This is a genomic window from Luteimicrobium sp. DT211 (assembly GCF_049844995.1).
Taxonomy (GTDB): Bacteria; Actinomycetota; Actinomycetes; order Actinomycetales; family Cellulomonadaceae; genus Luteimicrobium.
Genome location: NZ_JBNCMC010000001.1, coordinates 52880 through 75126, shown reverse-complemented (window position 1 = coordinate 75126; position 22247 = coordinate 52880). Strand labels below are relative to the sequence as shown.

Below are 22247 nucleotides of genomic sequence, written 5' to 3'. Positions count from 1 at the left end.
CTCGTTTCACGCACTCGAAGGAGAGTGGCATGTCTCGCACCAAGTTCGCCGCTGTCGGTGCGGTGGCCGTCGCCGCCGCCGTCAGCCTCACCGCCTGCAGCTCGTCGTCCGGCGGAGGTGGGTCCGACTCGTCGTCCGGCGGCACCGTCACGTACATGACCTGGGAGTCGAACCCGACGAACGCCGCGTTCGACGCGACCATGAAGTCGTTCTCGGGCTCGTCGGGCATCACCGTCAAGCGGGAGGCCGCCCCGAACGCCGACTACGCCCAGAAGCTGGCCAGCCTGATCCTCGCCAAGAAGGCACCCGACTTCTTCTGGTGCACGCCCTCCCAGGCGCAGAACCTCGCGGCCGAGGGGCTGCTGTACGACTGGTCGAAGAAGATGGACGCGGACACCGACCTCAAGGCCTCCGAGTTCTCCCCCGGCTCGCTCGACCTGTGGAAGACCCCGAAGGGCGAGCTCTCGGGCATCCCGACCCTCGCCAACACCTACGGCTTCTTCTACAACGCGGAGACCTTCAAGAAGGCCGGGCTCGAGATCCCGAAGGAGGGCTGGACCTGGGACGACCTCTTCGCCGACATCAAGAAGCTCAAGGAGAAGGACGCGTCGACGACGCCGCTCGTCACGCAGTGGCCCCTGCTCGACGCCACCGAAGGTGTCTCGGCGTACTCGGTCGCGAACGGCGGCCAGCCGCTCGTCGACTCGTTCATCGACACCACGAAGGTGAGCGCCGACGCGACCGTCCACGAGGGCGCGCAGCGCTTCGTCGACGCGATCGCCGCCAAGCAGATGACCAACCCCGACTACGACGCCACCAACGCGATGGCGGCCTTCTCCAACGGGAACATCCCGCTGATGTTCGGCGGTCAGTGGCTCAACCAGATGATCAGCCCGAACAAGCCGAAGTTCGACTGGGGCTATGCGCCGTGGCCCGTCGGCTCGGCGAAGAACGTCCAGCCCATCGAGACGAACGGCGTCTGCTCGCCCGCGACGATCAAGAACCCGGACCAGACCTGGAAGACGATCGTCTACCTGGAGACCACGGGCTTCAACGAGTCCATGAAGACCGTGCCCGTGGCCCCGATCGCGTACACGCCCGGGACGAAGGGCTACTACGAGGGCCTCGAGGCCCAGGGCGGTACCGCGGCCGCGAGCATCGAGGCCACGGCCAAGTACGAGCTCGCCACGCCGGACAAGTTCAACACGTCGTTCCTCGACCCCTGGGCGACCAAGGAGGCCGACATCGAGAAGACCTCGTGGAACCCGATGCTCGAGGGCAAGAAGTCGGTCGACGACGGCATCAACGAGACGGTCAGCGGGATCGAGGGGCTGATCGGCAAGTGACGACCACCCCTCCCGTCGACTACCCGTTCGGTCCGTTCGTGCCCTGGGCGCAGAACCCCGTCCTGCGCCCGGGGCGGCACGACTGGGAGTCCGCCAACGTCTACAACCCCGCGGCCGTCGTCGTGGGCGACCGGGTGGCGCTCGTGTACCGGGCCCACGCGGACGACATCGTGTCGTCCCTCGGGCTGGCCTGGAGCGACGACGGCTACACGTTCGAGACCGAGTCCGAGCCCGTCCTGGTCCCCGAGCACGACTGGGAGCGGTTCGGGTGCGAGGACCCGCGCGTCGTGCTCATCGACGGCACGTACTACTGCACGTACACGGGCTGGGACCGGCACACCGCCCGGCTCTGCCTCGCGACGTCGTCGGACCTGCGCTCGTGGACCAAGCACGGCCCGATCGTGCCCGGGATCAACACGTTTGCGGGGGTCCGCGAGACGCCTGGCCCGGACTGGAGCAAGGGTGGGGTGATCCTCCCCGAGCAGGTCGACGGGCGGTGGCTCATGTGGTTCGGGGAGGGCAACGTCCACCTCGCGACGTCGACCGACCTGCTGCACTGGGACGCGTCGCCCGAGCCCGTGCTCCGGCCCGAGCCCGGCACGTTCATGGGTGACCTCGTCGAGACGGGCCCGCAGCCCGTCCTGACGCGGACCGGGCACGTGCTGCTCATGCACAACAGCGCGGTCGAGCTGGAGGGCGGCGGGGTCCGGTACGCGTGCGGCCAGGTGCTGATCGACCCGCACCGCCCGGACACCGTCGTCGCGAAGCTCGTCGAGCCGTGGCTCGAGCCTGCGACCGCCGAGGAGCTCTCCGGGCTCGTCGACAACGTCACGTTCGTCGAGGGCCTCGTCCACTTCCGCGGCACCTGGTTCGCCTACTACGGCCAGAGCGACACCACGATCGGCGTCGCGACCTTCACCCCGAGCACCCCCACCAAGGAGCACGCATGACCGTCCACCTGCAGCCCGGCAGCACCGTGATGTTCACGGGCGACTCGATCACCGACTGCCAGCACCTCGAGATCGAGCAGCCGCTCGGCTGGGGCTACCCCCTCCGCGTCGCCGGGGAGTGGGGCTTCCGCCACCCCGACCGCCCCGTCACGTGGCTCAACACCGGGATCGCCGGCAACAAGGTGATGGACCTCGAGACCCGCTGGCAGCGCGACGTCCTCGACGCGCACCCCGACGTGGTCTCCGTGCTGGTCGGGATCAACGACGTCGGCTGGCACACGTACGCGGAGGACGGCTACGTCATCCCCGTCGACGACTACACCGCGGGCTACGACCGGCTCCTCACGCCGCTCGCCGAGGCGGGGACGCAGCTCGTCCTGATCGAGCCGTTCCTGCTCCCGCTGAGCGACGACCAGCGCAAGCAGCGCGAGGACCTCGACCCGAAGATCCAGGCCGTGCGCGAGCTCGCCCGGAAGTTCGGCGCGCACCTGCTCGCCGCGGACGGCCTGTTCGCGGAGCTCGCCGCCACCACCGGTCCGGAGTACTGGGCCGCGGACGGCGTCCACCCGACCGCCGCGGGTCACGCGGCGCTCGCGGCCGCGTGGCTGCGGCTGGTCGACTGACGACGGATCGGGTGTCGGACCCACGATGAGGCGCACGATGCCGCCGCCCGACGCCGTCTTCGCGTGGACGGGTGACGGCGGCGACCCCGCCCGCGGTCGGCTCTCGGCGGACGGCTGGGAGTGCGGCGACGCGCTGGTCAGGGCGTCGTCAGGCCCGTCCGGCCTCGACCTGAGCGTCGAGGCGGACGGGCCGCTGAGCCTGCTCGCGCTGCGCTGGGACGAGCCGCTCGCGGAGGGGTCGCTCGTGCTCGGCGACGCCTGGGAGCGGGCCTACGGGGACCTGCGCTGGGAGCCGCCGCGACCCGAGCGGGTGCTGCCCTGGTACTGGCTCTCCACCCGGCCCGACGGCGGCGTCCGCGGCGCCGGGGTCCGTGTCCGACCCGGGGCGTTCTGCGGGTGGACGGCGGACCTGACGGGCGTGACGCTGTGGCTCGACGTGCGCGCCGGCTCGCAGCCGGTGGCGCTCGCAAGCCGACGGCTCGAGCTCGCGACCGTCGTCGGCTGGGAGGGCGGGCCGGGGGGCTCGGCCTTCGCGGCGCTGCAGGACCTCTGCGCGGCGCTCTGCTCGGACCCGATCCTCCCGTCGGTGCCCGTCTTCGGGAGCAACAACTGGTACTACGCCTACGGCGTCGGGTTCGACGCGGCGGCCGTCCTCGGGGACGCGGACGTGGTCCGCCGGGCCGCGCCCGACGACGGCCCCGCGCCGTTCTGCGTCATCGACGCCGGGTGGAGCGAGGGAGGGACCGCGCCCGGGGGACCGTGGGACCGCGGCTGGAGGTCGTTCTCCGACATGGCGTCCGTGGCGGGCTCGATCCGCGACGCGGGGTGCCGGCCGGGCCTGTGGTTCCGGCCCCTGCTGTCCCGCCGGCAGGTCCCGGGTGCTCGGGACGAGCACGTCGACGGGGAGTGGCCGCTCGACCCGAGCCGGCCCGAGACGCTGGACCTGGTCGCGGCGAGCGTCCGCGGCTTCCGGGAGTGGGGCTACGAGCTCGTCAAGCACGACTTCTCGACCTTCGACGTCTTCGGGCGGTTCCACGGGCGCGCCGACGTGGCGTGCGGGCCGACCCGGTGGCGGTTCGCCGACGCGAGCCGGACGACGGCGGAGGTCCTCGTCGACCTCTACCGGACGGTCCGGGACGCCGCCGGCGACGCGATCGTCCTGGGCTGTAACACGGTCGGCCACCTCGCCGCGGGACTCGAGCACGTCCACCGGGTGGGCGACGACACGTCGGGCCGGCAGTGGGAGCGCACGCGGCGGATGGGGGTGAACGCGCTCGCGTTCCGCCTCGCGCAGCACGACCGCTTCTTCGCCGTCGACGCCGACTGCGTCCCCTCGACGCCGCAGACCCCGTGGGAGCTCAACCGGCAGCTCCTCGAGCTCGTCGCGGCGTCGGGCACGGCGACGTTCGTGTCGGTCGACCCGGCGACCCTGACGCCGGAGGTGGACGGGGATCTCCGGCGCGCCGCGGCGCTGGCCGCGGCCGGTGGTGTGAGCGGGGGCGTCGAGCCGCTCGACTGGCAGAGCACGCCGACGCCGCGTCGCTGGCGCGTCGGGAGCGAGGAGCGGACCTACCGCTGGGAGCTGCCGTGGGGCGTGGACGTCGACCTCGCCGGGGGCTGATCGACCGTCACCGTGGCACCGTCAGCGTGTCCGGCGGCGCCGCGAGGCGTGGGCGACCGGCCTGACGTGATGCTCTACCGTGTGCCGGATGGGGGACCAAGCGGAGCCGCGGGTCGGCAGGCACGGTGCGCCGAACAGGGAGCCCGGTTGGTGGGGTTTCGCCAAGATGGTGGTGCGCGGGTTCTTCTCCTGGCTGGGCAACGCCTTCTGACGTGATCCCTGCGGACGGTAGAGCGGCGCTCAGCTGCGGACGACGCCCCACGGCGTGTGGAGCGCACCCGTCACCGTGCCACCCAGGTCGACCGGCTCGAAGCGCGAGTCGGCGCGCTCGCGGACGAACGGGTCGACGCCGAGCGCGAGCATCGGGAGCAGCACGAGCGGCCCCGCGGACCACGGGTGGCATAGGCTCGAACCCGTGGACTCCACGACCTCGCGCGTCGGCGACCACCGCTCCCACCAGGTGCCGGCGCCGGCGTCGAGCATCGTCCCCCAGTAGGTGTCGACCAGCTCCCGCGCGGACGCGGTGTCGCCGAGGACCAGGTGCGCCCGGCACACCCAGAACAGGAAGTAACCGGTCTCGGGGACGAACCCGTCGAGCGCGCCGGGCGCCACGACCGAGCGGGCCAGAGCCGGGTCGAGCCCGCACAGCAGGATCGTGGCGGCGTGCGGGTGCTCCACCCGGCCCGCGAAGGTCGCGAGCACGTCCTCGAGCCGGGACCGGAACGCGGCGGCGCCCGCGACGTCCCCGACCGTCTCCGCGAGCGCGACCGCCGAACGGAGCGCGACGGCGTGCTGCGCGTCGACGCCGGCCTGGAGCGCGTCGGGCGTGAACGCGTGCCAGTCGACGAACGACCACCAGCCGGGCTCGTCGAGACCGAGGCGCCCGGTCGAGGGGTCGACGTGGGCGGCGGCCCAGTCGAGGCACCGGACGACCGCCGGGTAGACCTCCTCGAGGAGCGCGGCGTCGCCGGTGAACCGGACGTGGTCCTCAACGAACGACGGCCACTGCAGCGCGAAGTCGGGGATCCGGTGGCGGGTGCCGCTCGGGCTCAGCGCAGGGATCATGCCGTCGGCGTCCTGCGCGCGCGCGAACTGGAGGACGGAGCGTCGGGACGTCGTCGGGACCCCCGTCGTCGCGAGGTCGAACAGCGCCTGGACGCGCGCGTCCGCGACGTAGTGGCCGCCCTCGCGCAGCGGGCAGTCCTCGTAGAGGTCCTGGCGCCCGACGCGCGCGGTGGCGACGCTGACGGCGTGCATCCGGTCGTAGCGCTCGACGCCGCTGCGGAACGCCGGCTCGGGGCGTCGGGCCGTGACGGTCGCGAAGGTCGCGTCGACCGTGACGGCTCCCGTGCCGTGGGCGACCCACGCCAGGGCGCGGAAGGTCCGCCGGTGCCAGAACCGGTGCGTCGTGCGTCCGGCCGGCACGACGACGGTGTCGACGGCCGCGATGCCCTGCCGGGTCGCCGTCGGCCAGCCGTGCTCGTCGAGGGCCTCGCCTGCGAGGACGTCGATCGTGGTCGGCTCGGCGGCATCGATCGTGAGCGTCAGGAACCCCACGAGCTGGTGCGGGACGACCCAGAGCCCGTAGCGGCCGGCGGCGTCGTCGGGCGCCGGGTCCCCGCCCTCGTCCGCGACGCGGCTCGCTCCCAGCGCGACGCCCGCGGCGGCGCGGTCGACGGCGGGACCCGGCCGTGCGCCGTCGGGCGGGGGAGCGAGGACCGTCCCGGTCTCCCGCAGGAACGGCCCGAGGGGGAGGTCGTCCTCGACGACGTCGCGGTCGAGCGGGCGCGGGCGCTGCGGGTCGTCGTACTCGACCGCCGCTGCCCAGCCGTCGCCTGCGCCGGCGGTCAGGCCGTCGGGTGCGAGCGTGAGGTCCGACCACTCCGTGAACCCCGCCGACCAGACCATCTGCGGGGTGTTCTGCCGCCACGCCGCAGGCACGTGGGTGGACCAGGCCGAGCCGGAGGAGACGTCGTGGACGGCGCCGTCCGCGGACCGCAGCGCGCCCTCGACCCACAGCCCGCCCAGGGCGCGCGGCTGGTGGTGCGTGCCGACGCCCAGGAGGTACACGCCCACGACGACGGTCGCCGTGCTCGCGCGCCCGTCGCCGAGGACCGCGCCGAGGTCGCACCGGACGACGGCCGCGCCCGGCTCCGAGCTCTGGACGTCGTGGTGCGCGACGAGCCGACCGTCGACCCAGACCCGGAACGACCCGCGGGCCGCGACGTCGAGCGTCCCGTCGACGATCGCGGCGTCCGCGTCCACGACGCGCCGGAGCAGGACGAGCTGGTTCGGCGTCTCGCGGTAGAACGCGTCCCAGACCCAGGCGGTCACCGGCCGCCCGCCGCCCGGACCGTCACGTCGACCCGGTGACGCCCGACGGTGCCGGCCGGGACGTGCACCGCACCCGCCGTGACGTCCGCACCGTCGAGGAGCACGACGTCGTCGGCCCCGGTGCCGCCCCGGAGCGTGAGGTCGAGCGTCGCGGCTCCGTAGGGCAGGCCGCGGAGCTCGACGGTCTCGTCGGGCAGGAGCGGGACGGGCGCGACGCGGAGCCCGTCGGGCGAGGGCGCGAGGCCGACGAGCCCGAGGTGCACGAGCCGGAGCAGCGACGTCGCGGACCAGGTCTGGTCGGGCTCGCTCGGCCAGACGTGCCCGCACTGCCAGCCGCCGTGCGGCAGGCCGGTCGTGGCGTCGTACACCTCGTCGAACCGGCCGCCGCTGGCGCGCACCAGCGCGCGGAGATCGTCGAGCGTCCGCACGACGCCGTCGCGGTCGCCCGCCGTAGCGGAGGCCAGCCCGGCGAGCCCCATGACCATGGGCCAGCACATGACGTTGTGGCGGCCCGGGCGGTCGTCGTCGTACCGGTCGAAGTGCGGGGCGACGTTGACGACGCCCGCCGGCCCGCGGCCGATCGAGCCGATCACCCCGGGCGCCCGCTCCGGCGGCACGAGGCCGACGACGACGGCGAGCGCGAGCCCGGCCGCCTCGCGGTGCCGGTCGAGCGTGCCCGCCAGCGGGCCGCTGCCGTGGAGGAAGTAGCCGTAGGTGTCGCCGTCGCGCAGGTGCTCGTCGACGGCGGCGGCCAGGGCGTCCGCCCGGGCGGCGAGGTCGGACGCGTCGTGGCCGAGGCGCTCCGCAGCCCCGACGAGCCTGCGGAGGGCGCCCAGGTAGACGACGTTGGTCGACAGCGCCATGACCTCGTGGGCCTCGGGGTAGTCGAGCACGAACGACGTCGGCTCGTCCGCCGTCGCGGGCGGCACCGGCAGGCCCGAGATGCCGTCCTGCATGAGCGCGGGGCCGGCGTACAGGCCCCAGCGCGGCCGGAACCGGTCGCGGTGGAGGAGCTCCAGCGAGGCGGTGCCGACCCGCCAGGCGTGCTCCAGGAACGCGTCGTCGGACGTGGCGTGGGCCAGGTCGCATGCCGCGAGCACCCAGACGATCTGGTCCCACCACTGGTCGTCCTGCGCGACGACGGCCCGGCCGTCCTCGAGCGTGTCGCAGACCCGGAGCAGGGTCGCGCGGGCGTCGTCGGGGCGCAGGAGGTTGGCCGCACCCCAGGCATTGAGCGCCGCGTCGCGCGTCCACGGGTCCGGGTAGCCGCCGCCCGCGCGGACGAACGTGCCGGCGTCGTCCCGGACGACGTTGCGGGCGAGCGTCTCGGTCGCGAGCGCGTAGAGCTCGGCGAGCCAGGGCAGGGAGGAAGCGCCGACGGTGGTGGTCACCGGGCGATCCTGGCACCGGAGACCATGTGACGTCAACGTTGTCATCCGCTCCCGTGCTCTATCGGACGCAGACGAACCTGCCGAGGTCGTCTCCGACGAACGTTGCGGGGGGAAGGTCGCGCTAGCGAGCGCCCAGCGGCCGAGGTCGTGAGTGGGTCGCTCAGGTCGTGTGAGCGGAGGCGAAGTCGGAGTACCAGCTGATGTCCTCGGGCGTCGGGGGTCTGCCGGCGAGCGCGCCAGGCTGCTGGTCGAGGAGATCCCAGATGCGGTCGCACCTGAACCAGGAGTCGGTACCGATGAGGTCGACCTGTTCGCGCGTGATCCCCTTGGGCTTGAGGAGCTCGGCGGTCTGTGCTGGGGACAACGTTCGGCGGGGGAGCGGGACCTGCGCGCGAGCGAAGACGGGCTCGACGAGCTCGCGGATCCGGGTCGGCGGCCGTTCGGCGGCGTGGTAGATCGTCCCGGGCGTCGCGTGAAGCGCTGCGGCCGCCACCATCTCCCCGAGCCGCTGACGGCCGACGACGGACAGCGTGACGTCCGGTCCGCCGATCCAGGCGCCGAGTCCGGACATGACGGTCAGTACCTGGCTGAGGAACCACCGGTCACCGGCGCCGTGGACCAGGTGGGGGCGGATGACGATGCCGCCCTGTTCGAGGACGACGTCCTCCGCGTCGCGTCTACTCGCGGACAGGGAGGAGCGGGGGCGCACGACGGCTTCGTCCTCGCGCAAGCCGGGACCGAGTGCGCCACCGTAGACCCCTGCCGTCGAGAGGTAGACGATCCGTTGGACGCCGGCACGACGGGCCGCGGCCATGAGGGCACGGGTCCCGCGGACGTTGGTCTCGCGCTGACGTTCGGGATCGGAGCCGACGTAGCTGGCCGCGTGCACGAGGATGCGTGCATCGGAGCACAGCTCGGCAAGGGCGCGGTCGTCGGCGAGGTCGCCGACGACGAGCGTCGTGGCGGCGTTCGAGGGCGTCGCGGCGCGACCGCTGGGTGTTCGCGGGCTGGGCCGGGTTGGCTGGGGCGCCGTGCGGGTGAGCGCCGCCGTCTCGTGGCCGCGTGCGTCCAGAGCGGCGAGGACGGCCGAGCCGAGGAAGCCGGTAGCGCCCGTCAGAGCTGCTCGGCCCGGTTGCGGCTGTGGGTCGTGGTGGACGGGGTAGGGTCCCGAGGGCGGACTCATGAGCCGACCAGGAGGTGACCGGCATGCAGGTGCGAGAGCCCCAGCAAGACCGCGGCTACGCCCGACGTGACGCTGTCCTGACCGGTGCCGCCACCGTCTTCGAGCAGTACGGGTACGGGCAGGCGTCTCTGAAGCAGATCGGGGAGGTCTCCGGAGCGACCATCGGATCCGTCTACTTCTACTTCCCCTCCAAGGAATCGATCGCGCTGTCGGTCATCGAGGAGCAGAACCGGCGCACGTTCGCGGCCATGCAGGACGTGAGCGCGGCCCACCGAGGGGTCGAGGCGCTCATTCACACGTCGAAGTCCGTCGCGGACCTTCTGCTGACTGACGTCGTGGTGCAGGCCGGGATTCGGCTGTCCCTCGAACAGGGCACGTTGTCGAGCCCGACGGCGCAGTTCTACCGTGACTGGATGGATGGTCTGGTCCCGGCGCTCCAGGACGCTCGAGACGCCGGCGAGCTCGCGACGTCGCTGCCTCTTGCGGACCTCGCGCAGACCCTCGTCCCGTACTTCACCGGTGTCCACGTCGTCTCCAAGGTGCTGTCGGCGCGGACCGATCTCTACCGCGACCTGCGGACCATGTGGCATGTGATCATTCCCGGGATCGTCGCTGTCGACCACCGGGCGAGACTGCTCGAGCTGGCGGCTCGGACCTTCACCGGCCCACAGCGGCGGGCTGCGACCGAGGCTCACTCGGCCTCCGTGGTGTAGGCGAGCTGCGCTGCCATGGTCACGCCACACAGGTCTTCACAGCGTGCATCGACCCCGTGCATGACGACATGGTCGCGCGGTATCACCCGCTGCCCGGTGATTGTCAGGCGGGCTCGTGTCGCTGACGGCCGCGACGGCGACGTGCTGGTGAACGTGATCCGACGCATCCACAAGTTGCCTGAGCCCTCCCGCGAGGACCCGGCGGTCGCGAGGACGAGGACCTGGAGCATCTGACCGGCGAGCACGAGGCAGTCGATCAGGGTCGGCTGCGGCCCATAAGCCGATTCGATGCCCACCGGCCGGTCGTCGCGGGGGTCATGGATCACCCTGTGCACGCAGTCCATCGTGGGCCCGTTCACGTCGATGCAGGTGATGGTCGAGTCGTGCTCCATCGTGCGGAACAGGCTGAGATACGGCGAAGGTCCGAGCGATGACGGCTCGAACGAACCCGAGCGCCGCGTGCGCGGTCGCTGGTTGGTCCAGGGGTGGTGCACCCGTGCGGTGACGGTGAACGTCCCCACGGTGAGGTGCAAGGCGGCCACACCCCACTGGGACTCGGCACCGCGCTCGACCAGCCGGCACGCGATAGGCACGGCCTCGAGGTCGGTGAGCGCCCTGGCTCCCGCGCGGATGGACAGGTCGGCGAACCAGGCGCCGCTGATCTCTTCGGGGTTCAGTCCGCACAGGACGGCGAGAGCCTCCTGGGCCGCGGCGGCGGACGCGACCAGCGCGTCGATGGTGCTCAGGTGCGCCGAGCGCGGCTCGCCCGCCTTGAGCGACCAGTCGGCCGGATAGCCGACATCGACCGAACCGGTGATAGCGGTCGCATCGCCAGCGATGTCGAACGGGGCGAAGACGTACTGGGTCCGGCGATAGCCACTGCTGAAGTACCGCCCCGACGAGGCCCCCAGCGCCTCATCGAAACCCCCCGCACGTGCGCTACCCCCTGCCGGAACGTCGCCCGCCACGACCGCGTCCACATCGCCCCTTAGCCGGCCCCTCAGGTGGAGCCGAACCCGATGGCCAGCGCCGATCAGGACGCCAGCAAGAAGTAGAACGAACGAACCACTCGAAGTGTCGCGCGGCAACGGCGCATACCGCAACCCGCTGGTCGTCATCGCACGACGCGCAACCTCGCACCGGCTGCAGCCCGCGAAGAGCCGCACAGGTCGCAGCAACTCACGGTCGACGATTCGTCGAGCAAAGCGAACGCTCTAGTTCTACCATCCGATTGACAGCCCACGAGGCTCTGATCCGGCATCCGGTTGGTGCCAATCGGCCGACCAGGGCAGTCACAGGGTTCGTCCCACGAGCCGTGGGGCGTCGTCCTGCGCAGTGCAACGGTGCGCTTACAGGCCCGGCTGGGTGTCAGCAACAACCCTGGGTGGGCCGTCTTCGTTTCGAGGCACCCGGCAGCCGCGCGGTCTCCGGAGGGCCCGACCTCGCGCAGACGTCATCACCATGGCGCTGCGCATCCACAGGATCAACGACTGACACCACGGAGGGCTCTTTCCATGTACGGAACGACACGAAGGCTGGTCGCTGCGGCGACCGCCGGGCTTCTAGGAGTTGCCGGCCTGACGGTGATCGCGGGGCCGGCATCAGCGGCCGATCCCGTCACCTCGACCGCGTCGTTGTCCACGACTGCGGTCAGTGCCCACTACTCCGACACCACGGTCTCCCCGGGAGACCACGTCACCTTGACCTTGACCTTCCAAAACAACAACGGCGACCCGAAGTCGGTCAGCTATGCGCTCGGCAACATGACCCCGGGCTTCTCGGACGTCTTCACCCTCGACGGCTGTTCCTTCCCCACCGGTGTCACCTTGACATCGTGTGAAGTCATTGCCGGCGGGGCCATCCTCTCCGTGGGCTTCTCTTCGCTTCCCCCGAAGTACACGACGGTCACCGTGGACCTCACGGTCAAGCCCGACGCGGCGACGGGGACCTACCCCTACCAGCAGAGCCTCGTCGACACCGTCGACCCGCATAGCACGACGTCGTTCAGCCCGGCCCTGTCCATCACCGTCCAGCCGCCGGCCGCGGCTGATCTCGGCCTCTCTCTCGCTGCGGATGCAGGTCCGCTGCTGACCTCGCAGATCACCTACTCGCTGTCGGTCCACAACAGTGGACCGGGCGCGGCGACGGCGTCCACGGTCCAGGTGGCACTGCCCTCCCAGGCGTACTCGGTTACGGGACTGCCCACCGGTTGCACGTACGCCTCAAGTACGGACGTGGTGACCTGTGCCACCGGGGCGATCGCGAACGGCGCGACAAAGAATGTCTCCTTCAAGGCGAACCTCGGACTGCTGTCCCTGGGGTCCCTACCCGCCACCGCGTCGCTGGTCTCCTCCACGCCGGCCGACCCGAACGCCGCGAACAACACCTCGTCGATCACCTGCACCACCCTGACGAGCCTGATCATCTCCTGCCCCGCGACGGAGCTCTGACACCGCCGTGAGTCCCGGTCCGACGCTCATGACCGGGCGTCGGACCGGGCTCCCCGGTCGCAGCCCGACGCCGCCCGGGCGATCGTCGCTCGTCCCTCGCTGCGCCACCACCGCCGGCCGCAGGCCCGCGACCGGCACCATGTCGAAACGGGAAGCATCATGCGCAAGCTCGTCCTCGGCGTCGCAACCGCCCTGGGACTTCTCACCGCGGGCGTCGCCGGTACCGCGCCCGCCGCGTCCGCCAACCCCCTCGATGCCACGTGCACCGGGTCGGTAGCGGTCGACTACACCCCTGGCCTCACCCTGACGCCCCAGACGGTGACCGCGACGGCCACGAGCAGCTACACCGCCTGCCTGACCGGCCAGGCCGGAATCACCTCAGCAACGGCATCGGGTTCCGTGATCGACACCCTCGACTGCAACTCGCTGCTGACCACCACGACCGGCGTGAAGGTCTATCACTGGAACGACGGGACCACGAGCAGATTCGAGTACACCCGCACCGGCGCCCGGGTGCTCTCTCAGACCGTCCTGACGTTCACCGGCGCGATCACCGCCGGGAAGTTCGCGGGCGACTCAGCGCTCGAGACCAACGTCGGCGTGTCTATCGGCTTGCTCGACTGCCTCACGCCGGGCGGCGTCACCCATGTCGCCTACACAACCGTGCTGGAGATCAGCTGACGCAGAGACCGTAGGCGGCCGGTACCGCGTCCTGGTCTCCCGGGGCAGCGCGGCCTCTCGGTCTTCGTCAGACGGCAACCACAAGGAGGATTTCATGCGTTCGATCATTCGTGCAGCGGTTGCTGCGGCAGCGTCGCTGTGCGCCGCGATCGCCTTGATTGCGGCCACCTCGTCCACCGCATCGGCCGAGCCGAGCTTGGCGACGTGCGTGGGCACTGCGTCCGTCGACTACGGCCCAGGGGTCAGGCTGACTCCCCAGCTCGTGACGGTCACGGCCCTTCAGAACTACCCAACGTGCGTGACAGGAGAGGACGGGGTGACGGCCGCGACGGCGTCGTCCTCGTTCGTCGATACGGTGGGCTGCGACACCCTGCTCGGCTCGAGTACGGGAGTCAGGACCTATCACTGGAACGACGGGACGACGAGCCGGTTCGAGTACACCCGGTCCGCCACCCGGGTCCTGTCCCAGACCGTTGCCACCTTCACTGGGACCATCACGGCGGGCAGGTTTGCCGGGAGCTCAGTGATCGAGACGAACATCGGCCCGACGCTTGGAGTGCTGGACTGCCTGTCTGCGGTCGGGGTGACCCACATCGACTTCGTCGCCGCCTTGCAGATCCTCTAGGGGAACGGCGTCTTCCGGCTCCAGCCACATGTCGGGGGGGCAGGCCCGTGTGGAAGCGGTTCACGGTTATGTGGGCCATCCCGCCCGCGCGGCGACCTGCGCGGCGGACGTTCCCGCTTCTCGCAGCACGTGCGAGACCTCCACGCCGACGTGGCTCCCGTGCCAGAGCAGGAATCGCCCGTCGACGATGACCGAGTCGACGTTGGACGGCTGCGCGAGCGAAACAAGCTGGGTGACGGGGTCTCCCGGCGGCGCGAGGTTGGGCGAGAGCCGGTTGACCAGGACGATGTCGGCCCGTTTTCCCGGGGTGAGCGATCCCACCACATCCCCGAGCCCGAGGCTGCGCGCGCCCTCGATCGTGGCGAGCTCGACCATGCGGCGCTGTGTCAGACCGATGCCCGAGCCCAGCCGGTGCACCGTCGTCTTGTACAGGACCCGCATGGCATTGAAGAGGTCGGCGCTGTCGACAGCCGAGCTGTCGACCGAGATTCCGAGCCGGGCGCCCGACTGCTCCAGCTCGAAGTACCGAGTCTGTTCAGCCGGCTCGCGCCCTGTCTCGCCGAGCGGCGCGGTGCTCCAGGCGACGCCCTGATCGGCGGCGATCTCGTTCTCGACCCCCGTGGTCTGTGTCGGGTGCACGAGTTGCACGTCGGGACCCAGTAGCCCCTCGGTGTGGAGCAGCGAGACAAGGCCTACCGGCGAGGCGTGCAGGGTGATCGGCAGCCCGAGCTCTCGAGCCGCGTCCCAGTCCTGGTGCGCAAGCTCGATGCTGATCGACCCGCGGGGGCTCTGGCCGGGGACGATGTTGCGCGAGGCGACGCCCAGGTGAAGCAGGCCTCTCGTCGCGGACGCCTTTGAGAACCAGTGCTGTTGCACCGCCGCGATCCCCGCGACGTCCATCGGGACGTCCAGCGCGCCGCCCTGCGCGTAGCCGTAGGAGAACCTGCCACGGACCCCCGCATCCAGCAGAGCCCGTATCGAGGCGTCGGCGAAGTCTCGGGAGCGGACGTTGTGAGACCAGTCGTGAACGGTCGTGATCCCCGATGCCACACCCTCGACCAGCCCAAGGCGGGTCGCCCGATAGGTGTCTGCGGGTGTGAAGTAGGGTCCGAGGACGTTCGTGACGTTGAAGTACCCGCGTTGGTCGTCGCCATCGAGGATGAAGGGCCGCATCGCACTGTTCCACAGGTGCCAGTGCGTATCGACCAGGCCCGGCATGACGATCATGTCTTTCGCGTCGATCTCGGCACTGCCCCCCGCCTGGAGGTTCGGGCCGACCGCGACGATCACCCCGTTGCGCACGTGCACGTCGCCGGTCGACAGATCACCAATCGTCGGATCGACCGAGAGCACGTAGCCACCACGCAGCACAAACTCGCTGTGACGCGGGGGAACGGAATGCGTACCAGGTTCCGCGTGCTCCGCGTTCGCCTGGAGGACTCCGCCGGCTGCGGCGGCTACGGCACCACCCAGGAGCGCCCTGCGAGTGATCTGTTGCGACACGTGATACCCCTCTTCGCTTGGCGACGTTGCCGGTCGCCCGTCGCTGTCGGTCGACGCTAGACGTCGACGTGTTCCGATGGCCTCGACGGTGACGCTCTCGATCAGCGGTCAGGGTCCGTCGACGACGTCGAACGTCGGCACGGCGTAGTCGCCGTCCTGGACGGCCTGGCTCGGCCCGTACAGGCGCAGGATGAGGTAGGTGTCCTCGGCGGGGATCGGCAGGAAGCTCGGGTTGTCGGCGTTCGCCTCGGCGTCGGAGCCGAGCTCGACCGTGTAGAAGCCCTCTGCGTCGGGCGTGAGGGTCCGGTCCCCGCGGCTGTGCCGGTTGAGCGCGTTGTGCGCCATGAGCCGGTTGTCCAGCGCGTAGGCCGTGAAGGACCAGAACTCGCTCACGTCCGGCGGGAGGAAACGCGCCCGGTACCGCTTGCCGTCGGACCCGTTCAGGGGGAGCCCGTCCGAGCCGTTTTCCACCTTGACGTAGACGGACTCCACCGGGGGCAGGCCCCACTGTCCGATGAACGTGCCCTCCGCGAACAGCTCGCGTGGCTCGTCCTGAAGGTCCGCTCGCGTGCCGAGGAGGTCTGCGCCGTTCGTCATGGAGGGCGCCAGCTCGCGGATGCGGGCGATCCCGAACCGCTCGCCCCGCTCGGCGGCCTCGAGCTGCTCGTCGGTGAACGTCGTCTTCCCGGCCTCGAGGCCGACCGGGCGGAGCGGCTCGAGCCACGCGGCGTCGGTCTGCGCCATGGTGCCGTCCGCGAGGACGACGTTCACGCGCTCCAGCCAGCTCGTCGACGCCGGGTCCGGGTACTGCCGGACGACGGGGTCGGGTCCGGGGACGCCGAGGTGCGCCGACAGGGTCTCGAGCGTCCACCGGTCCTGGAGGGCGCGGGCGGCCTCGAGGTCGTCCCCGCCGATCGTCATGATCCGGCCCATGACCTTGATGAGGTTCGAGTCCGAGCGCACGACGTCGTCGATGCCGTCAGGCACGACGCCGTCCCACGCCTTGCCGGCGAACAGGAACCGGCCGCCGTGCGTGCCGCGGGTCCGCGACCCGATCATCGCCGTGGTGTAGTGCCCCAGGTCCATCGTGTGCAGGATCCAGTACCGGCCCTCGTCGTGGTCGGGGATCGTGACGACGACCGGCTCGGCGGCGACGTCGAACCAGCCCTGCAGGTGGAGGGTGTCGTTGTTGATCGTGGGGTGGTCGGTGTAGGTGTCGTCGGCGAGGTCACGCAGGAGCTGGAACTCGTTCGTCGGCCGGCCCGGCTCGATCGTGGTCTCGTAGAGGAACTTGTACGCCTCGTCGATCGAGTAGCCGTACAGGTAGGCGTCGCGGGCCAGGTCGTCACTGATGGTCATGTGCGCTCTCGCTCCAGTGCTCGTCGGACGGGTCGTCCCCATCCCAGCACCTCAGGACGGGCACGGCTCGGCGGGCGCACGAAGTTCCCGCGGCCGGCTCGCCTCCCACGATCGGCTCCTCGACCATCGTGCCCGGGTCAGAGGACGACGACCCGGGGGTAGGAGGCGAGGAGCTCGGGTACGGTCCGCGTCCGGTAGTGGTCGCGCTCGAGCAGGTCGAGGAGCCGATCGAGCACGGCGCCCTTGTCGAAGGCCGGCAGCCGTTCCCCAGGGCCGAGTGTCTCGGGGTCGGCCCTGTTGTCGTGCAGCAGGAGCATCGCGCCGGGGAACACGGACCGGCGAGCGTCGTCGACGACGTCGTCGACGGGGCGATCGGTCCAGTCGGCCGCGTCGCCGGACCACATCACCGGCTCGAGCCCAGCACGCCAGAGCGCGAGGCCCTGACGCTTCGGCATGACGCCGTACGGGGGCCGGAACATCGTGACCGGCACCTGGGCGACGTCCTCGAGATGGGCCTTCGCGCGGAGCGTCGTGGCGACCACCTCGCGCGGGTCGCGGCCGGCGAGCGACCGGTGGTCCGCTCCGTGCAGGCCGAGCGCGTGACCCTCCGCGACGATCCGGCGGACGAGCTCGGGGCGCTCCCGGACGAACGCGCCGATCGTGAAGAACGTGGCGCGGACACCGCGGCGCGCGAGCACATCGAGGATCCGCGGTGTGTGCTCGGGGTGCGGGCCGTCGTCGTAGGTGATCGCGACGACCCGCTCGGTGGCGTCGACGCCGTGGGCGCCCAGCGCCGCGACCGCCCGCGGGCGGCGGGCGCGCCACCAGGCGCGCCCGCCGAGCCTCGGGGCGTCGGCTTCGTGGCCGTCCAGGGCCTTGCGGCCCACGACGACCACCGGCTGCCGCGCGGCGCGCCCGGTCGGGTCGGCGGGTCCGGCGGCTGGGGTCATCCCGCGATCCTAGGGGCGCCCGCCTCGCGACGAACGCCGTCCGACGTAGGCGTGGCTCCCGCCGGGCGGGGACGAGCGGCGGGCTCCCAGGCTCAGAGGCGGACGCGCTCGCGGACGCGCAGCCGGGCGGGGACGACGACGCGCTGCGCGGGCCGCTCCCGGTCGACCAGGCGCTCGAACAGCAGCGTCGCCCCGACGCGGCCGACCTCGTGGGGGTCGCTGTCGATCACGCTCACGCCGAACAGCGCGGCCAGCGGGACGTCGTCGAAGCTGAGGATGTCCAGGTCGCTCTGCGCCACCCGCTCGACGAGGAGCAGCCCGACGCACAGGCGGTTGTTGTCCGTGAAGACCGCGGTCGGCGGGTCGGGCTGGGCGAGCAGGTCGCGCGCGGCGAGCGTGGCGTCGTCCTCGGTGACGAGCCCGGTCCGGACGAGCGCCGGGTCCACCGTGAGGCCGGCGCCCTCGAGCGCCTGCTCGTACCCACGCCACCGCTCGAGCGCGCCGCTGCCCGACCGCGGGTGGCCGAGGTAGCCGATCCGGCGGTGGCCGCGGGCGAGCAGCATGGCCACGCCCTCGCGGGTGCTGTCGGTGTTGGTCGTGACGACGGCGTCCATCTGCCCCTCGAGGCCGGGCGGCGGCGAGTCCACGAAGACGATGGGGGTCCCGAACGACGCCTCCTGCTCGAGGTACCGCAGGTCCTGACCGATCGGCGCGATGATCAGCCCGGCCACGCGGTGCCCGAGCAGCGACCGGATGACGCGCCGCTCCAGGTCGGCGTCGTTCTCGGCGTCGGCGGACAGCACGAGGTGCTGGTGCTCGGCCGCCACGCCGTGGATGCCGCGGATCATGGGAGCGAAGAACGGGTTGGTCACGTCGCCGAGGGTCACGCCGACGGTGTTCGTCGTCTGGTTCTTGCGCCGCAGCCCCGCGGCGACGTCGTCGGGCTGGAACCCGAGCCGCTCCGCCTCGGCGAGCACGAGCGCCCGGGTCTCGTCGCCCACGCCGCGTTCCCCGCGGACGGCGCGCGAGACGGTCTTGATGCTCAGACCGGTCGAGGCCGCGATGTCCCGCAGGCGGGGTCGCCGTGGCACCTCGGCCGGTCGCTCCACCGCCGCGCGATCGGTCACGGGGCTCACCCTACTTTCACAGGTCGGTCCGCACGCTGCGGCGCGCGGCGGGTCTCTTGACCGCCAGGGTCAACGTTGTCATGCTAGCGGGCGCACCACCGACGAGGGGAAGTATCCATGCTGGAAGTCACGGACGACGCAGGGCCGCGCCGTCCCCCGTCCTCCCGGCCGTCGGTCGGGCTGACCGAACCGACGAGCCGGCTCTACCGGGTCGTCGACGCGCGGCCCGGCCAGGTGGAGGACGCGCTCCTGGAGCGCTGCGACGTCGAGCTCGGCCCGACGAGCGAGCTCTCCTACGCCGTGTTCCCTGCCTGGTCCGGGCCGCCGGGGCGCGGGCAGGGGTTCGAGGCGACCGCCGTCGCCGTCGACCTCCTGCTCGACGACGGCACCTGGGCCTCCGCCCGGCCCGTGCGCGACCAGGCCGGCTACCCGGCCGACGCCGACGCCCAGTACCGCTCGAAGGCGCTCGTCGTCGACCAGTGGAACCTCAGGACCGTCGACCTGTCGGCGCTCGCGGGCCGCCGCGCGGTCGCGACCTACCTGCGGGCGGTCGGGGTCGACGAGGTCGGGCCGCGCCACGGGCTGCGTCGCCGCGTCCCGCACGGGTGGCTGAGCGACGTCCGCGTCGGCCCCCGCGCGCCCGGGCCCGACGGCCCCGAGCGGCTCGTCGACCTCGTCGACACCCGGCGCGGGACGCACTCGTCGGGCGAGTACTCGCGCGGCAACACCATCCCCGCCGTCGCTCTGCCGCAGGGCTTCAACTTCGCGATCCCCGTCACGGACGCGTCGAGCTACACCTGGCCGTACCGGTACCACGCGGACAACCGCGCCGACGGGTCGACCCCGCTCCAGGCCATCGCCGTGTCGCACGCGCCGAGCCCGTGGATCGGCGACCGGTCCGTCATGCAGGTCATGCCGCTCGTCGACGCGTCCGCGCCCGACGTCGACCGGGCCGCGCGCGAGCTGACCTTCCGCCACGACGACGAGCTGGCCGGACCGCACCGGTATCGCGTCGCGCTCGCGGGCGGCGTCGTGGCGGAGGCGACGGCGACGGCGCACGTCATGGTCGCGCGCTTCACCGTGCCCGACGGCGGCGGCGTGGTGCTCGACCAGCCGGACGACCGCGGCTCCGTCGAGGTCACGCCGGACGGCACGGTGCACGTGCGCGGCTGGACCGACGGCGCCCGGCCGGGTCTGGAGGCGAACGCGCCGCGCATGTACTTCGTGGCGCGGGTGGACGGCGGGGTCGCCTGGCACCGGGAGGCGGCGGTCCCGGACCGTCCGCACGTCTCGGCGGTCCTCGCGACACCACCCGGCCCGGACGGGACCGTGACCGTCCGGGTCGCCACGTCCTTCGTGAGCCTCGACCAGGCGGAGCGGTCGCTCGACCTGGAGGCGCCGCCGTCGACGACGTTCGACGAGCTCGTCGACGAGGCCGCCGCCCGGTGGGAGGAGCTGCTCGGCCGCGTGCGGATCGACGAGCCCGACCGCGGCCGACGGGTCGCCTTCGTATCGAGCCTGTACCGGCTCTTCCTCTACCCGAACGACGCGAGCGAGAACGCGGGCACGGCCGAGCGGCCGCGCTGGATCCACGCCGACGCCTCGACGCCACCGCCCGCGGCGCACGGGCCGACCCGGACGGGCTGCGTCGTCCGCGACGGCCGGTCGACCGTCAACCACGGCTTCTGGGACACCTACCGCACGTGCTGGCCCGCGTACGGGCTGCTCGCGCCGGAGCTCGCGGCCGACCTGCTCGACGGCTTCGTCGAGCACTACCGCGCGAGCGGCTGGATCGACCGGTGGTCGGCTCCCGGGCCGGTGAACTCGATGGTGGGGACGAGCAGCGACCTCGTGGTCGCGGACGCGCTCGCGAGCGGGGTGCCCGTGCGCGACGTCCTGGCGGCGTACGACTCGGGCCTGCGCAACGCGACGACCGTCAGCCCCGACAGCCGGGTCGGCCGCGCGGACAACGGGCGGGCGATCTTCACCGGCTACGTCTCGACGGGCACGCACGAGGGCCTGTCGTGGACCCTCGAGGGCGCGCTGACCGACTACGGCCTCGCGGTGACGTCCGCGTGGCTGCTCGATCACCTGCCCGTCGACCACCCTCGCCGCGAGGAGCTCCGGGCCAACGAGGTCTACTTCCGGGCCAAGGCCCTGCGCTACGCGACGCTGTTCGCGCCCGACGCCGGGTTCTTCGTCGGGCGCGACGACGTCGGCCGGTTCCGTCCCGCCCGGACCTTCGACCCGCGCATCTGGGGCGGGGACTACACCGAGACGAACGCGTGGGGCATGGCGTTCTCGGTGCCGCACGACGGGCACGGCCTCGCCGCGCTCCACGGCGGGCCGGACGCGCTGGAGGCCAAGCTCGACGCGTACTTCGCGACCGAGGAGACCGGCGACGCCAGCATCGCCGGGACGTACGGCTCCGTGATCCACGAGATGACCGAGGCGCGGAACGTCCGGCGCGGGATGTTCGCGCTCTCGAACCAGCCGGCCCACCACGCCCCGTTCATGTACGCGTTCACGGGTGCGCCCTGGAAGACGCACGAGCTCGTCCGGGACAGCGTGCGCCGGCTCTTCCTCGGCTCGGAGATCGGCCAGGGCTACCCGGGCGACGAGGACAACGGCGAGATGTCCGCCTGGTACGTCTTCGCCGTCCTGGGCCTCTACCCGCTCGCGCCCGGGAGCGGCGAGCTCCTCCTCACGGCGCCGGCGGTCGCGAGGGCGACGCTCGACCTCGACGGCGGCCGCGAGACGACGGTCGTGGCGCGCGACCTCGCCCCGGAGAACGTGTACGTCCAGTCGGTCACGGTGGACGGGCGGCCGTGGCACCGCCTGGCGATCCCGGTCGCGACCCTGCGCGCAGGGGTGGAGATCGAGATCGCGCTCGGCCCCGAGCCGTCCACCTGGGGTACCGGCCCGGACGCGGCGCCGTTCGCGGTCACGCCGCGCGGGTCGGCGCCCGCCCGCCTCGTGGACCACGCCGACCCGGCCGGGGCGAGGGAGCACGCGCGATCCTCCGTCGGCGACCCCGCGCTCGTGTTCGACGACAGCTCGGACGCGGGGATCGTCCTGCGGCCGGGGGACTGGGCCGGGTACGAGCTCGCGGCGGACGCTTCCGTCGACCTGTACACCGTGAGCCTCGGCGCGCCGGCGGACGGGTTGTCCTGGGTCCTGGAGCGCGCCGACGGCGACACCTGGGTCGAGCTCGACCGGCGCGACGGCGTCGGGTTCGTCTGGCCGCGGCAGACCCGCGCCTTCCTGCTGGGCGGGTTGCGCGGCCCCGGACCGGTCCGGCTCCGCGTGCTCAGGGGCACGCTCGACCTGCGCCAGCTCGAGCTGCTGGGCGAGCGGGCCTGACCGGCCCGCGCGGCGTGATGCCGCGCGG

Annotated in this window: 18 protein-coding genes; 10 read left to right on the top strand and 8 right to left on the bottom strand. The window is 72.1% G+C overall.

Annotated features, from left to right (window positions below; all coding sequences use genetic code 11):
• The first annotated feature begins 29 nt into the window (after nt 1-29).
• The 5 genes from ACLQ14_RS00355 (at nt 30) to ACLQ14_RS00335 (ending at nt 4751) form a co-directional block, all read left to right on the top strand.
• Nucleotides 30-1346 carry an ABC transporter substrate-binding protein gene (locus ACLQ14_RS00355; protein WP_425808709.1) on the top strand — a complete coding sequence of 439 codons (1317 nt, stop codon included), beginning with the start codon at nt 30-32 and terminating at the stop codon, nt 1344-1346.
• Nucleotides 1343-2296, top strand: a complete 954-nt coding sequence (locus ACLQ14_RS00350) for a glycoside hydrolase family 130 protein (protein WP_425808707.1) — start codon at nt 1343-1345, stop codon at nt 2294-2296. The genes ACLQ14_RS00355 and ACLQ14_RS00350 overlap by 4 nt, the downstream gene beginning before the upstream one ends.
• The gene (locus tag ACLQ14_RS00345) at nt 2293-2919 is read left to right on the top strand and encodes an SGNH/GDSL hydrolase family protein (RefSeq protein WP_425808705.1); all 627 of its coding nucleotides are present in this window, start codon (nt 2293-2295) and stop codon (nt 2917-2919) included. Before ACLQ14_RS00350 ends, ACLQ14_RS00345 begins: the two co-directional genes overlap by 4 nt.
• A 37-nt stretch (nt 2920-2956) precedes the next feature.
• A complete protein-coding gene (locus tag ACLQ14_RS00340; RefSeq protein WP_425808703.1) occupies nt 2957-4540 on the top strand; it encodes a hypothetical protein in 1584 nt (527 codons plus the stop codon).
• 88 nt (nt 4541-4628) lie between these two features.
• Nucleotides 4629-4751 (top strand): hypothetical protein, encoded by a 123-nt coding sequence (locus ACLQ14_RS00335; protein ID WP_425808701.1) that lies wholly within the window; start codon nt 4629-4631, stop codon nt 4749-4751.
• A 29-nt stretch (nt 4752-4780) separates the two neighbouring features.
• Here ACLQ14_RS00335 and ACLQ14_RS00330 read toward each other — a convergent pair whose 3' ends face one another.
• The 3 genes from ACLQ14_RS00330 to ACLQ14_RS00320 form a co-directional block, all read right to left on the bottom strand.
• Nucleotides 4781-6874 carry a hypothetical protein gene (locus tag ACLQ14_RS00330; protein ID WP_425808699.1) on the bottom strand — a complete coding sequence of 698 codons (2094 nt, stop codon included), beginning with the start codon at nt 6872-6874 and terminating at the stop codon, nt 4781-4783.
• A complete protein-coding gene (locus ACLQ14_RS00325; protein WP_425808697.1) occupies nt 6871-8265 on the bottom strand; it encodes a hypothetical protein in 1395 nt (464 codons plus the stop codon). The genes ACLQ14_RS00330 and ACLQ14_RS00325 overlap by 4 nt, the downstream gene beginning before the upstream one ends.
• A 160-nt stretch (nt 8266-8425) precedes the next feature.
• Nucleotides 8426-9448 (bottom strand): NAD-dependent epimerase/dehydratase family protein, encoded by a 1023-nt coding sequence (locus ACLQ14_RS00320; RefSeq protein WP_425808695.1) that lies wholly within the window; start codon nt 9446-9448, stop codon nt 8426-8428.
• Between the two features lie 23 nt (nt 9449-9471).
• On the opposite strand from ACLQ14_RS00320, the gene ACLQ14_RS00315 reads away from it, so the two are divergent.
• On the top strand, nt 9472-10161 hold the full coding sequence (locus tag ACLQ14_RS00315; RefSeq protein WP_425808693.1) for a ScbR family autoregulator-binding transcription factor: 690 nt from the start codon (nt 9472-9474) through the stop codon (nt 10159-10161).
• On the opposite strand, the gene ACLQ14_RS00310 is transcribed toward ACLQ14_RS00315, so the two are convergent.
• Nucleotides 10140-11141 carry an AvrD family protein gene (locus ACLQ14_RS00310; RefSeq protein ID WP_425808691.1) on the bottom strand — a complete coding sequence of 334 codons (1002 nt, stop codon included), beginning with the start codon at nt 11139-11141 and terminating at the stop codon, nt 10140-10142. The genes ACLQ14_RS00315 and ACLQ14_RS00310 overlap by 22 nt on opposite strands.
• Nucleotides 11142-11675: 534 nt before the next feature.
• On the opposite strand from ACLQ14_RS00310, the gene ACLQ14_RS00305 reads away from it, so the two are divergent.
• The 3 genes from ACLQ14_RS00305 to ACLQ14_RS00295 all read left to right on the top strand — a co-directional run bounded on the left by ACLQ14_RS00305 (nt 11676) and on the right by ACLQ14_RS00295 (nt 13917).
• A complete protein-coding gene (locus ACLQ14_RS00305) occupies nt 11676-12611 on the top strand; it encodes a hypothetical protein (RefSeq protein ID WP_425808689.1) in 936 nt (311 codons plus the stop codon).
• 159 nt (nt 12612-12770) lie between these two features.
• Nucleotides 12771-13292, top strand: a complete 522-nt coding sequence (locus ACLQ14_RS00300) for a hypothetical protein (protein WP_425808687.1) — start codon at nt 12771-12773, stop codon at nt 13290-13292.
• 94 nt (nt 13293-13386) lie between these two features.
• Nucleotides 13387-13917, top strand: a complete 531-nt coding sequence (locus ACLQ14_RS00295) for a hypothetical protein (RefSeq protein ID WP_425808685.1) — start codon at nt 13387-13389, stop codon at nt 13915-13917.
• A 66-nt stretch (nt 13918-13983) separates the two neighbouring features.
• On the opposite strand, the gene ACLQ14_RS00290 is transcribed toward ACLQ14_RS00295, so the two are convergent.
• The 4 genes from ACLQ14_RS00290 to ACLQ14_RS00275 all read right to left on the bottom strand — a co-directional run bounded on the left by ACLQ14_RS00290 (nt 13984) and on the right by ACLQ14_RS00275 (nt 18856).
• Nucleotides 13984-15420: an amidohydrolase family protein gene (locus tag ACLQ14_RS00290; protein ID WP_425808683.1), complete on the bottom strand. Its 1437-nt coding sequence runs from the start codon at nt 15418-15420 to the stop codon at nt 13984-13986.
• A gap of 108 nt (nt 15421-15528) precedes the next feature.
• A complete protein-coding gene (locus ACLQ14_RS00285) occupies nt 15529-16779 on the bottom strand; it encodes a DUF1254 domain-containing protein (protein WP_425808681.1) in 1251 nt (416 codons plus the stop codon).
• Between the two features lie 137 nt (nt 16780-16916).
• Nucleotides 16917-17729, bottom strand: coding sequence for a polysaccharide deacetylase family protein (locus tag ACLQ14_RS00280; protein WP_425808679.1), 813 nt, complete (start codon nt 17727-17729; stop codon nt 16917-16919).
• A gap of 92 nt (nt 17730-17821) precedes the next feature.
• On the bottom strand, nt 17822-18856 hold the full coding sequence (locus tag ACLQ14_RS00275) for a LacI family DNA-binding transcriptional regulator (RefSeq protein WP_425808677.1): 1035 nt from the start codon (nt 18854-18856) through the stop codon (nt 17822-17824).
• Between the two features lie 117 nt (nt 18857-18973).
• Between ACLQ14_RS00275 and ACLQ14_RS00270 the strand changes: the two genes are divergently transcribed.
• Nucleotides 18974-22219, top strand: a complete 3246-nt coding sequence (locus ACLQ14_RS00270) for a GH92 family glycosyl hydrolase (protein WP_425808675.1) — start codon at nt 18974-18976, stop codon at nt 22217-22219.
• The last annotated feature ends 28 nt before the right edge of the window (nt 22220-22247 follow it).